This is a genomic window from Streptomyces sp. NBC_00234 (assembly GCF_036195325.1).
Lineage (GTDB): Bacteria > Actinomycetota > Actinomycetes > Streptomycetales > Streptomycetaceae > Streptomyces.
Genome location: NZ_CP108101.1, coordinates 1982048 through 1994269 on the forward strand (window position 1 = coordinate 1982048; position 12222 = coordinate 1994269).

Sequence of the window (12222 nt, forward strand, 5' to 3'; positions counted from 1 at the left end):
GCTCCGGGTGTGGGGGTTCCCCGGAGCGCGGAGCGGCGGACGGGGTCAGGCGCCCGTGGCGAGGGTCTCCCGGCGCCTGCGGTCACGGCGGACCGTGGTGAGGGCCCAGGAGACCAGGACCAGCAGCGCCCCGGCTCCGGCGACGGCCGAGGTGACGGTGAGGGCGGTGTCGTGGGTGCCCGCCGCGGCGGTCGCCTGCCGGGCGGCGACCTTCTCCGTGCCGGGCTCCGGCCCCGTCCCGGGGGCGTAGCCGCCCGCCTTGCCCGAGTGGGCGTAGCCGGAGCCGGGGAGTTTGTCCCCGTACTCCTTCCGCACCCGGTTTCCGTAGGCGCTCAGCGTGGTGCCGCCCTCGCCGACCGCGCGGGCCGCGTCCTCGTCCAGCGGGAGGACCCGGGCGCCCTTGTGGACGTACCAGGCGTCGATCTGCGGCTCACGGAAGACGGTGCCGCCCGGAAGCCTGCGGGCGCCTGCCGCCGTGTACCGCGATTCGTCGTCGCCGGTGGCGATGTTCACCACCTGCCAGTCGGTGTTCGTGCCGTCCTTCGGGACGGTCCACAGGGTGGCCTTCTGACCGTCCGAGGAGACGGCGGTGGTGGCCAGGTATTCCAGCCGGGTGAGGGCCGCCCCCGCCTTCCCCGCGACGAAGTCCGGGGCGAGGGTGCGCACGGCGACGGCCTCCCCCTCGATCCGCGGAGCCGCGGCGGACCTGGTGACCGCGCCCTCCCTGGCGAAGAACCTGGACAGGGTGTCCAGGGTCGTCGAAGCGGTGGCCGCCCTGTGGGCCGCGGCCATGGTCGAGGCGGTGAACGCGGGAGGCGTCCCCGGCCCTGGGGCGGCGGCGGCCTGGGGAGCGGCGGCCGTGAACAGCGCGGCGCCGGTGAGCGCGGCGGCCACGACGGTGCGCCGGGTCGTGGAGGTCATCGGGTCACGCCCCGATCCGGTAGAGCGAGTGGGTCCAGGAAAATTCGGCGTTGTTGACGTACCAGGCGTGGGAGGCCCAGTTGTAGCGGGTGCTGGAGGGCCAGGGGTCGCCCCAGTACACCCAGCTGTTGGCGTCGTCGTAGCCGTACAGGACGTGCATGTGACCGCCGCCCGACGACCACTGGATACGCGTCTCGACCGGACGCCCGGCGGATATCTCGCCCTGGAGGGTCGGATAGCGCAGCCAGCCCGTGACGTACGAACCGGGGTTGACGCCGGCCCAGTACAGACCGTCCTGCACATCACCGAGCGTGGCCTGCGAGTTGGGGCAGTCGTAGCCCTGGGTACGGCCGAAGGCCGCGTTGCAGAACTGGTTCTGGGTGTAGGTGCGGCCGAACCAGGTGGCGATGGTGTTGCCGCCTGCGGCCCAGCACCAGTTGCTCTTCTGCTGGGCCTGCATGGTGATGTCGAGCCGCTGTGCGGCGGCGACGGTGCTGCCGGCCGTGGTGATGGGCGACTCGGCCGCGGTGGCGGTCGCCGCGGGCACCGCGAGGAGCAAGGCGGCCAGGAGAGCCGCGAAGGGGAACCTTCCCGGCCCGATTCTTCGGTTGTGCATGACGTTCCTCCCGTGGCGGGGGTGTGGGGATCGGAGGAGCGCGTCCGGACGCTGCGGATGAGCATCTGCCGTTGTCCGGAACGGGTCAACACGCTTCAATGCGGGGTGACATCACGGTGTGAACGGCGGGGCCGCGGTGTGAACACTCCGGCCCCGGTCACCTGGCCGCCCGCTCCCGCCGGACCGGTGTCGCCGTTCCCCGTCGTGAACGTTCACTGGAGGCCGAGATGCGGCACACCGAGGGCGAACTGGCGCAGGTGCTGCACACCGGTCCGTTCCATCTGGCCCTGCGCACGGCGCTCTCGGTGCGGGGGCTGCCGCTCCAGCGGGTGCAGCACCATCTCGCGCACCGGGGCATCAACGTCGGCGTGACGAGCCTCAGTTACTGGCAGCAAGGTGCCCGGCGACCGCGGCGCGCCGAGTCGCTGCGGGCGGTGAAGGCGCTGGAGGAAGTGCTCGCCCTGCCGGGCAACTCCCTCCTCCGGCTGCTGGAGGCCGGCGAGGTCCCGCCGGACGCCGAGCGCCCGGCCGCCCGCTCCTACCGCACGCTGCTGGAGGCGTCCGGTGCGGTGGAGCGGCTGCTGGCCTCGATGGAGTCACCGGCCGACGGCGGGCTGCACACCGTGGGACACCAGGAACGGGTACGGATCGCGGCGGGCCGGGAGATGGCGGGACGCGAGTCGCAGCACGTCGTACGCGCGCACCGGGACGGGATCGACCGCTACCTCGCCGTCCACCGCGGCGATCCGGGCTGCGATCCGTCCGGGGTCGAGGTGCGCGCACGGGAGAACTGCCGGACGGGCCGGGTCCGCTGGGACCAGGAGGCGGGGGTGCTCGTCGCCGAGCTGCTGTTCGACACCCGTCTGCGGGCGGGCGACACGTACCTCTTCGGCTACGGCTTCGAGGACGGGACGGGCGGTCGGTGCGACGAGTACGTGCGGGGGTTCAGCTTCGGCGGCGGGCAGTACGTGCTGCAGGTGCGCTTCGACGAGGCCGCGCTGCCGGTCCGGTGCCGGCGCTTCGTCCAGGTGTCGGCGGGGGCGCCGCGCGGTGCCCGGACGGATCTCACGCTCACCGGCCGGCACCGGACCGTCCACCTGGTCGAGCAGGGGGTACGGCCCGGGCTGGTCGGCATCGACTGGGACTGGGAGTGAGGTGCCCGCCGGGCGGTGGGGTCTGACGGTCGCGCGGCCGGTCGGCGGGACGCCCGCACGGCTCCGTCAGGCGTCGGGGCCCGCCACGAGGTTCCCGCCCTCGACCCTGACCGGGACGGAGGGCAGCGGCACGGTCGCCGGGCCCTGCAGCGCCTTGCCGGTCGTGGTGTCGAAGCGGCTGCCGTGGCAGGGGCAGTGGCCCTCGGTGCCCTCGACCTTGTCCAGGACGCAGCCCGCGTGGGTGCACTGGGCGCTGAACGCCTTGTACTGGCCCTTCGCGGGGCAGCTCACGACGAGCCGCTGTTCCCGGTAGAGCTTGGCTCCGCCGACCGGGACCTCGTCCGCGGCACCGAGGGCGACGGGGGCGGTGGGCGTGGGCGTCTTCGCGTGGCCGAGCTTCGATTCGGTCGAGCAGGCGGCCACTCCCAGCCCGGCGGCACCGGCGAGAGCGGCGCCCTTCAGCACGGTACGGCGGGCGGCGGGCAGGCCGGACATGCGGTCTCCACGGGGTGAGGGGGCAGAGAGCCGTCAGGGCACCCGAGGGGCCGGGGACCGGAGGCGGCGGCGACAGAACCGACGATACCGGCGGAGATCGGCGGCCCTGCGACCGGGCCGGTTCCGGCAGGGACCGGGGTGGGTCCGGCAGGGAAGGCGGCCCGACGGCGAGGTGGCGGCCCCCGGGGCCGGGGACCGCCACCTCTGCGGCATGTCCGGGTCAGCAGGCGCTGTCCCGGTCAGCCGGTGTTCACGCCTTCCGGGCGCCTGCCGCCCTCTTCGCGGCGGGCTTCTTCACGGCGGCCTTCTTGGCAGCGGCCTTCTTCGCGACGGGCTGCGCCGCCGAGGTCTTGGCCGTGGCCGTCTTACGGGCCGGGGCGGCCTTGGCGGCCACCGTCTGCTTCGCAGCCGTCTTCCGGGCGGGCCTACGGGCCGCCGGCACGGCTGCCTCGTTGATCCGGTCCGCTCCCAGGATGCTCTGGAGGAACTTCCCGGTGTGGCTGGCGGGCACCGACGCGATCTGCTCGGGGGTGCCTTCGGCGACCACGAGACCGCCGCCGTTGCCCCCTTCGGGACCCATGTCGATGACCCAGTCCGCGGTCTTGACGACATCGAGGTTGTGCTCGATGACGATCACCGAGTTGCCCTTGTCGACCAGGCCCGAGAGCACCGTGATCAGCTTGCTGATGTCCTCGAAGTGCAGACCCGTGGTCGGCTCGTCCAGGACGTAGACCGTGCGGCCCGTGGAGCGCTTCTGGAGCTCGCTCGCCAGCTTCACACGCTGCGCCTCACCACCCGAGAGCGTCGGCGCGGACTGCCCGAGCCTGACGTATCCGAGGCCCACCTCGTTGAGCGTGCGCAGGTGGCGGGCGATCGTCGGGACGGCCTCGAAGAACTCCAGACCCTCCTCGATCGGCATGTCCAGCACCTCGGCGATGGACTTGCCCTTGTAGTGGACTTCGAGGGTCTCCCGGTTGTAGCGCGCTCCGTGGCAGACCTCGCACGGGACGTACACGTCGGGCAGGAAGTTCATCTCGATCTTGATGGTGCCGTCGCCGGAGCAGTTCTCGCAGCGGCCGCCCTTGACGTTGAAGGAGAAGCGGCCCGGCAGATAGCCGCGCACCTTCGCCTCCATCGTCTCGGCGAAGAGCCGGCGGACGTGGTCGAAGACTCCGGTGTACGTGGCCGGGTTGGACCTCGGCGTACGGCCGATCGGCGACTGGTCGACGTGCACCACCTTGTCGACGAGGTCGTCGCCCTCGACCCGGGTGTGCCGGCCGGGCACCGACTTGGCGCCGTTCAGCTCGCGCGCCAGGTGGGTGTAGAGGATGTCGTTGACCAGGGTCGACTTGCCCGATCCGGAGACACCGGTGACCGCGGTGAGCACACCGAGGGGGAAGGAGACGTCGATGTCCTGGAGGTTGTTCTCCCGGGCACCGTGCACCGTGAGCTGCCGCGTCGGGTCGACCGGGCGCCGGATGCCGGGCATCGGGATGGCGCGCTTGCCGGCCAGATACTGCCCGGTGATCGACTCCTTGTTGGCCAGCAGGTCCTTGAGCGAACCGGAGTGGACGACCTTGCCGCCGTGCTCACCGGCACCGGGGCCGATGTCGACGACCCAGTCGGCGACCTTGATGGTGTCCTCGTCGTGCTCGACGACGATGAGCGTGTTGCCCATGTCGCGGAGCCTGACGAGGGTCTCGATCAGCCGGTGGTTGTCCCGCTGGTGCAGCCCGATGGACGGCTCGTCCAGGACGTACAGGACGCCCACCAGACCGGAGCCGATCTGGGTGGCCAGCCGGATGCGCTGGGCCTCGCCACCGGAGAGGGTGCCCGCGGCGCGGTTGAGCGAGAGGTAGTCCAGGCCGACGTCCACGAGGAACTTCAGCCGCTCGTTGACCTCCTTGAGCACCCGCTCGGCGATCTTCTTGTCGCGGGCGTTCAGCTTGAGCCGGCCGAGGAAGTCGGCGCACTCGCTGATCGACATCGCGGCGACCTCGGCGATGGACTTCTCCATCACCGTCACCGCGAGGACGAGCGGCTTGAGCCGCGTGCCCTCACAGGTCGGGCAGGGCACCTCGCGCATATAGCCCTCGAAGCGCTCCCGGCTGGAGTCGCTCTCCGCCTCGGAGTGCCGGCGCTTCACGAACTGCACCGCGCCCTCGAAGGCGGGGGTGGTGTACGCGCGCTCGCGGCCGTACCGGTTGCGGTAGCGCACCTCGGTCTGGATCTTGTGACCGAAGAGCAGGGCCTTCTTGGCGCGCTGGGGCAGTCCCGCCCAGGGGATGTCCGTACGGAATCCGAGGGCGTCGGCGAGGGCGCTGATCTGCCGCCCGAAGTACTCCTTGGTGTGTCCGTGCGACCAGGGGTGGATCGCGCCCTCGTCCAGGGACTTGTCCTCGTCCGGGACGATCAGCTCCGGGTCGACCTCCATGCGCGTACCGATCCCCGTGCAGTCGGGGCAGGCACCGAAGGGCGAGTTGAAGGAGAAGGAGCGGGGCTCCAGCTCCTCGAAGGAGAGGTCGTCGTACGGGCAGTAGAGGTGCTCGGAGTACATCCGCTCACGCTCGGGGTCGTCCTCGGGGAGGTCGACGAAGTCCAGGACGACCATGCCGCCGGAGAGGCCGAGCGCGGTCTCCACGGAGTCGGTCAGCCGGCGCTTGGCGCTGTCCTTGACCGTGAGGCGGTCGATGACCACCTCGATGGTGTGCTTCTCCTGCTTCTTCAGCGTGGGCGGCTCGGAGAGCTGGATGGTCTCCCCGTCGACCCTGGCCCGGCTGTAGCCCTTGGTCTGCAGATCGGAGAAGAGGTCGACGAACTCGCCCTTGCGCTCGCGCACGAGCGGCGAGAGCACCTGGAAGCGGCTGCCCTCGGGCAGGCCGAGCACCTTGTCGACGATGGCCTGCGGCGACTGACGCGAGATGGGACGCGCGCACTCGGGACAGTGCGGCTTGCCGATCCGGGCGAACAGCAGCCGGAGGTAGTCGTAGACCTCGGTGATGGTGCCGACCGTCGAGCGCGGGTTGCGCGAGGTCGACTTCTGGTCGATGGAGACGGCGGGCGAGAGGCCCTCGATGAAGTCGACGTCCGGCTTGTCCATCTGGCCGAGGAACTGCCGGGCGTACGAGGAGAGCGACTCCACGTAGCGTCGCTGGCCCTCGGCGAAGATCGTGTCGAACGCGAGGGACGACTTGCCCGACCCGGAGAGCCCGGTGAAGACGATGAGGGAATCGCGGGGCAGGTCGAGCGAGACGTTCTTGAGGTTGTGCTCGCGCGCGCCACGGACGATGAGACGGTCGGCCACGCCGGTCCGCACCTTTCTTGAGAGAAGCGGGGGAACTGAGCCCCTGTCCCAGGGTATGGGGGGCGCCACAGCGATGTAGAAAGCTTTCGATTCCGAGCGTATAGCACGCACATTCGATTTACGGCCGCGCTCGGACTCCTTCACCCGATCGAGTGGCGGAGCTAGGCTCGGCCTCATGATTGATCATGTGCGCGACCTGGGCGCTGTACGCGAGGCAACCGACCGGCTGCTCAGCGCGACGGGCAAACTGGACAATATTTCGCTCGCCGAGCCGTCACGGCTCCCGGGGTGGAGCCGTGGGCACGTACTGGCCCACCTGTCACGTAACGCCGACGCGCTCGTAAATGTTCTCCAAGGGCGCCCGATGTACGCGAGCAGCGAAACCCGGGACGGGGACATCGAGCGTGACGCCCCCCGTCCGCTCGACGAACAGCTGGCCGACCTCAGGGAGAGCGCGGCCCGCTTCCTGGAGGCGGGGGCCGGCACCGCCGACTGGGCCCGCACGGTCACCCTGCGCAACGGAGTGACGGACAGCGCGGCCCGCATCCCCTTCCGCCGCCTGATCGAGGTCGAACTGCACCACGTCGACCTCGGGATCGGCTACGAGCTGGAGGACCTCTCGGCGGACTTCGTGACCAGGGAGAGCGACTTCCTGGCGAACCGGTTCGCCGGCCACCCCGACGTCGTGGCGACGACGGTCCTCGCCGACGGCCACACGTGGACCACCGGCGGCGGCGCCGAAGGCGGGCCCGTCACCGTCCGGGGGACGGCTCCCGAGGTCCTGGGCTGGCTCTGTGGGCGCCGCGACGGCTCCGCGCTGAGCACGCTGGGCGGCCCCCTTCCCGCCCTGCCCCCGCTATAGGCTGAGTCGTATGACGTACAGCGGAGCGGTCAAGGTCGGCGGACCTGCGGACGTACACGAGTTGACCGACCTCATGATCTCCAAGGTCGCGGTCGGACCGATGAACAACAACGCCTATCTGCTGCGCTGCCGCGCCACCGGTGAGCAGCTGCTGATCGACGCGGCCGCCGATGCCGGGACCCTGCTGCAGCTGATCGGTGACGACGGCATCGCGTCCGTCGTCACCACCCACCGGCACGGCGACCACTGGCAGGCGCTCGCCGAGGTCGTGGCGGCCACCGGCGCACGCACCTACGCGGGGCGCTACGACGCCGAGGGCATCCCGGTCCCGACCGACGTCCTCGTGGAGGACAACGACACGATCCGGGTGGGCCGTGTGTCGCTGACCGCCCGGCACCTCACCGGACACACCCCGGGCTCCATCGTCCTGGTCTACGACGACCCGCACGGGGCGCCGCACCTGTTCAGCGGGGACTGCCTCTTCCCCGGTGGGCTCGGCAACACGCGCAAGGACCCGGAGGCGTTCGCGAGCCTGCTCCACGACGTGGAGACCAAGCTCTTCGAGCCGCTGCCGGACGAGACGTGGGTCTACCCGGGTCACGGGCACGACACCGCGCTCGGCGACGAGCGGCCTCAGCTGCCCGAGTGGCGCGAGCGCGGCTGGTGAGCGCTCCCCGCACCTGAACACCACACCGGCCGGGGTGGGCGGAACCTTCCGCCCACCCCGGCCGGTGCCGGTTCTTCTACTTCTTCCACGCCACGGGTGTCACCCCCGGTCAGGCGTCGACGCTCTTCGTCTCCTCGTCGGCGGGTCCGACCTTCTTCGACTCCGCCGCGGCCTCCGCCGCCGCCTGCTTCTTGTTGGCGATCAGGCTGGTGATCGTGGTGATCACCAGGACGCCGCCGATGAAGGCCAGCGAGAACGGGATGGAGATCTCGGGGACATTCACCCCGGACTCGTGGAGCGCGTGCAGCACCAGCTTCACGCCGATGAAGCCGAGGATCACCGACAGGCCGTAGCTGAGGTGGACCAGCTTCTTCAGCAGACCGCCGATGAGGAAGTACAGCTGACGCAGACCCATCAGGGCGAAGGCGTTGGCGGTGAAGACGATGTACGGGTCCTGGGTCAGACCGAAGATCGCCGGGATGGAGTCCAGCGCGAACAGCACGTCGGTGGTCCCGATGGCGAGCATGACCACCATCAGCGGGGTCATGATGCGCTTGCCGTTCTTCACGATGAAGAGCTTGGTGCCGTAGTACCTGTCGGCCACACCGAAGCGCCGCTCGGCCGCCTTGAGCAGCTTGTTCTCCTCCCAGTCCTCTTCCTCCTCGTCGGCCCGCGCTTCCTGGATGAGCTTCCAGGCGGTGTAGATGAGGAACGCGCCGAAGATGTAGAAGACCCAGGAGAAGTTGGCGATGACCGCCGCGCCGGCGGCGATGAAGATCGCTCGCAGGACCAGGGCGATCAGCACGCCGACGAGGAGCACGCGCTGCTGGAGATGCGAGGGCACCGAGAACTTCGCCATGATCAGGACGAAGACGAAGAGGTTGTCGACACTCAGCGACTTCTCGGTGATGAATCCGGCGAAGAACTCGCCGGACGCCTGACTCTCGCCGGCCAGGAGCAGACCGAGTCCGAAGAGGGCGGCCAGCGCGATCCAGACGATCGTCCAGATTCCGGCTTCCTTGGTCGACACGTCATGGGGTTTGCGCCCGATGAAGAAGTCGACGGCGATCAAAGCACTCAGACCCAGAATGGTCAGTGCCCAAAGGGTGAATGAAACGTCCACTGCGCCTCCGGCAGTTCGCTACGGCTACTGATCAGCGTCGTCGCTGCCGGAGGTCTCTTCCACCGGGACGCGCGGGGTGCGCGGCCGGCCGGCGCCCCGGGACCGGTCACAGTCCGTACTGACGGGAACGCAGCGTATGGGAGTACTCCCCTCCGTCCGGAGAACAGTACAGGAATCACCAAGAAAAGGTAAAGAGAAGGGTAAGGCACGCCTAAAAGACCAGGTCAGGGCCGGTAGTTGGGGAAGGCTTCCGGCCCCTCGCGGTCAGCGGCCCCCGGTGCGCCGCGCCTCGGCGACCCGGGCGAGCACCTGCTCCAGGACCCGGCTCCCCGCCGGAAGTCCGAGCGGTTCGTACGTCCATGCGTGACCGACCCACGGATCGGCCAGATGGTCGTCGGCGACGGGAGTGATCCGCAGAAGCGAACGCCACAGGGGATCGAGCACCGGCCCGTACGCCGAGGCGTCCTCCCGGTCGGCGACCATCAGCAGATGGACGCCCACCGAGGGGCCCTCGTCCGCGAGGTAGCGCAGCTGGGTGACGGCCCGGTCGTCGAAGCCGTGCGGGAAGTCGTTGACGATCAGCAGCTGCTCTCCGGTGTCCAGGTCCGGCGGGAGCGAGTCGGCGGCGCCCGCCCGGATCGCCATCTGTACGAGGTCCACGCGCCGCGTGAGGTGGGAAAGGACCGAGGCCACTCCCCCGGGTCCGGCGGCGGGCGGCCCGGCCAGAACACCGGCCCCGGCCAGCGGGGCGAGCGCCCCTGCGCCCGATCCCGCCGGGTCGATGACGTGCACGGAGAACTCACCGGGGGGATACACCGCGAGCAGGCGCGCCGCGTGCACGACCGCCGTCTCCAGGGCGAGACGGCGCAGCCGGCCGGAATCCATCAGCGTCGCCGCCTCGGAGGCCGTACGGCCACTGTCGACCCAGATGCCGCGCTCCAGCGGCAGCCGTACCAGCAGGGGGATGCGCAGCTCGGCGGCTTCGGGCAGATGCAGGTCGCCGATGCGCAGCGCCATCGGCATCTCCATCGGCACCCGGTAGGCGTGCCAGACGGGGTTGGCCCAGCCCGCGTACGCGGCGGGGAGCGCGGGTTCGACGACGGCGGCCTCGGCGGCGAGCTGGCCGAGGTCCCGGTCGAGGGCCTCGCGGGCCCGGGAGGTCAGTTCGTCGCGCTTGGCGCGGGCCGCCTCACGGGCCCGGTCGCCCGCTCCGCCGATCCGGTTGCGCGGGTCGGAGAGCGCGCGGTCGAGCTCCTGGTCCATGCGCGACTCCGCGAAGTCGACCGCGCTGCGGTACGCCGCGGTGGCGCGGGCCAGGTCCTCGAACATGCCCCAGATCTGGTTGTAGAGGCGTTCGTCCATGGACCAGCCGGTGGCGTCGCCCGCGACCGGCACGGCCGGCGATCCCGGCGCCGCGGGCGGCGCGGTGGGCGGGGGCGGCGGGGGTGCGGTGGCCCGCCGCGGGTGCGCGTAGTTGATGGGGCCGCCCGCCGGGGGCGTGGCGGCGGGGCCCGCGGTGGCGGGGTCGGGCAGCGGTTCGGGGGTCACCGGGGTGGCGGGGGGCACGGCCGCCGGGTGCGGCTGCTCGCCCGGGGCGGGGCCGGGACCCGCCGCTCCGTGGCGTACACGGTCGCCGTCGGGGGTGCGGGGCGGTGGCGGGGCCACCGAGCGGGCCATGCCCCGGGCGACCGCCTCCTGGATCGAACCGGCCAGCTCCGCGGCCCGGTCCACCCCCTGGTCGGCGAGCATCTCGGCCAGGCCGGCCGCGTACCCCTGACCGACGGCGCGGACCTTCCAGACGCCCTGGCGGCGGTAGAGCTCCAGGGCGGTGACAGCGGATTCGGCGTCCAGCCCGGTGAGGGTGAACGTGGCGATCTCGGTGCCGTCGAGGCCGGTGACGGCGACGAAGGGCGCGGCGACCGCGCCGAACCGCACCGGACCGCCCGCCCCGACGGGAAGGGCCAGCAGCACGGTGACGCGGTGCACCGAACCGGGCAGTGCGTCGAGGTCCACGGCGAGCCGGTGGTCGGCGGCTGCCTGCTTGGACACTTCGAGGCCGGGCAGCTGGGGCGAACCGGGGTGGGCGATCCACTCGATGCCGTGCACCGTGCCCTGTTCGTCTCCGAGGGTGGCACCGGCCACGACAGGTGAACCCGCCGATACCCGGATCTCCAGACGGGTCTGGGGCAAGGTGTGGTTCTGCCCCCGGACCAGCTCGGCCGTCATTGCCCTGTCCCCTCGACGAACTTCGGTGTCCTGCGTGCGGTACTGCTCTGCGGTGCTGTCCGTACGTGTCGTGCCGGTGCCTCGGTATGTGGTGCAGCTCCCGGCGGCGGATGCCTCCGGGAGCTGCTCGTACCGATGCGTGCCAGGTCCTGCGTGCCTACAGGTGCGGCAGGATCGAGGGCATCAGGTCCTGGAAGGTGCGGCCGTTGGCCGGGTTCCCGAGGGCGGTCATCTGCCACCCGTTGCCCACGCGGTGCACCTTCGCCATGATCTGGGCGGTGTACTGCCCCCCGCCGTCGAGCGTGTAGCGCGCGAGCTCCTGGCCGTTGGTCTCGTCGACGATGCGGCAGAAGGCGTTCTGCACCTCCTGGAACGTCTGGCCGGTGAACGAGTTCACCGTGAAGACGATCTGGTCGATGTGGACCGGGACCCGCTGGAGGTCGACGAGGATCGCCTCGTCGTCCCCGCCCGAACCGGCGCCGCCGACGAGGTTGTCACCGGTGTGCTTGACCGAACCGTCGTCGCTGACCAGGTGACGGAAGAACACGACGTCGACGGGCTGCTTGTCGGCGAAGAGCACCGCCGAGGCATCCAGGTCGATCTCCCGGGTCCGTGAGCCGAACAGGCCGCGGCGCGGAGCCGCCTGCCAGCCGAGCCCCATCCGCACCGCGGTGAGGGCTCCCCCGCCCCGCTTCTCCAGGCTGATGGCCTGCCCCTTGGTCAGATTGACGCCAGGGCCCCCGGGCGCATTGCCCTTGGATACGTCCACCACGCGCTGTCCCCTCTCAGAGTGTCCCCGCAACCAACTGTGTGTGCGGTTGCCCCGCACCCTACGCAGTCGCACCGACAGCGCA

10 protein-coding genes are annotated in these 12222 nt (G+C 70.9%); 3 read left to right on the forward strand and 7 right to left on the reverse strand.

Annotated features, from left to right (window positions below; genetic code table 11):
• Positions 1 to 45: 45 nt before the first annotated feature.
• Together OG230_RS08600 and OG230_RS08605 are read right to left on the reverse strand one after the other, a co-directional pair.
• Positions 46 to 921 (reverse strand): hypothetical protein, encoded by an 876-nt coding sequence (locus OG230_RS08600; protein ID WP_328909542.1) that lies wholly within the window; start codon positions 919 to 921, stop codon positions 46 to 48.
• A 4-nt stretch (positions 922 to 925) separates the two neighbouring features.
• A complete protein-coding gene (locus tag OG230_RS08605; RefSeq protein WP_328909543.1) occupies positions 926 to 1537 on the reverse strand; it encodes a papain-like cysteine protease family protein in 612 nt (203 codons plus the stop codon).
• 227 nt (positions 1538 to 1764) lie between these two features.
• Between OG230_RS08605 and OG230_RS08610 the strand changes: the two genes are divergently transcribed.
• The gene (locus tag OG230_RS08610; RefSeq protein WP_328909544.1) at positions 1765 to 2691 is read left to right on the forward strand and encodes a hypothetical protein; all 927 of its coding nucleotides are present in this window, start codon (positions 1765 to 1767) and stop codon (positions 2689 to 2691) included.
• A 66-nt stretch (positions 2692 to 2757) separates the two neighbouring features.
• On the opposite strand, the gene OG230_RS08615 is transcribed toward OG230_RS08610, so the two are convergent.
• Both OG230_RS08615 and uvrA read right to left on the reverse strand, forming a co-directional pair.
• The gene (locus OG230_RS08615; protein WP_328909545.1) at positions 2758 to 3186 is read right to left on the reverse strand and encodes a Rieske (2Fe-2S) protein; all 429 of its coding nucleotides are present in this window, start codon (positions 3184 to 3186) and stop codon (positions 2758 to 2760) included.
• A gap of 250 nt (positions 3187 to 3436) precedes the next feature.
• Positions 3437 to 6490: an excinuclease ABC subunit UvrA gene (gene uvrA, locus OG230_RS08620; RefSeq protein ID WP_328909546.1), complete on the reverse strand. Its 3054-nt coding sequence runs from the start codon at positions 6488 to 6490 to the stop codon at positions 3437 to 3439.
• 175 nt (positions 6491 to 6665) lie between these two features.
• Here uvrA and OG230_RS08625 point away from each other — a divergent pair, with 175 nt between their 5' ends.
• Both OG230_RS08625 and OG230_RS08630 read left to right on the forward strand, forming a co-directional pair.
• On the forward strand, positions 6666 to 7352 hold the full coding sequence (locus tag OG230_RS08625; RefSeq protein WP_328909547.1) for a maleylpyruvate isomerase family mycothiol-dependent enzyme: 687 nt from the start codon (positions 6666 to 6668) through the stop codon (positions 7350 to 7352).
• A 10-nt stretch (positions 7353 to 7362) separates the two neighbouring features.
• Entirely contained in the window at positions 7363 to 8019 is a 657-nt protein-coding gene (locus OG230_RS08630; RefSeq protein ID WP_328909548.1) for an MBL fold metallo-hydrolase, read from the forward strand.
• A gap of 109 nt (positions 8020 to 8128) precedes the next feature.
• Here the strand turns inward: OG230_RS08630 and OG230_RS08635 are convergent, their stop codons facing one another.
• The 3 genes from OG230_RS08635 to OG230_RS08645 form a co-directional block, all read right to left on the reverse strand.
• Positions 8129 to 9142 carry a TerC family protein gene (locus tag OG230_RS08635; protein WP_328909549.1) on the reverse strand — a complete coding sequence of 338 codons (1014 nt, stop codon included), beginning with the start codon at positions 9140 to 9142 and terminating at the stop codon, positions 8129 to 8131.
• 264 nt (positions 9143 to 9406) lie between these two features.
• The gene (locus OG230_RS08640) at positions 9407 to 11368 is read right to left on the reverse strand and encodes a TerD family protein (RefSeq protein WP_328909550.1); all 1962 of its coding nucleotides are present in this window, start codon (positions 11366 to 11368) and stop codon (positions 9407 to 9409) included.
• Positions 11369 to 11525: 157 nt separating this feature from the next.
• A complete protein-coding gene (locus OG230_RS08645) occupies positions 11526 to 12140 on the reverse strand; it encodes a TerD family protein (RefSeq protein WP_328909551.1) in 615 nt (204 codons plus the stop codon).
• Between the last annotated feature and the right edge of the window lie 82 nt (positions 12141 to 12222).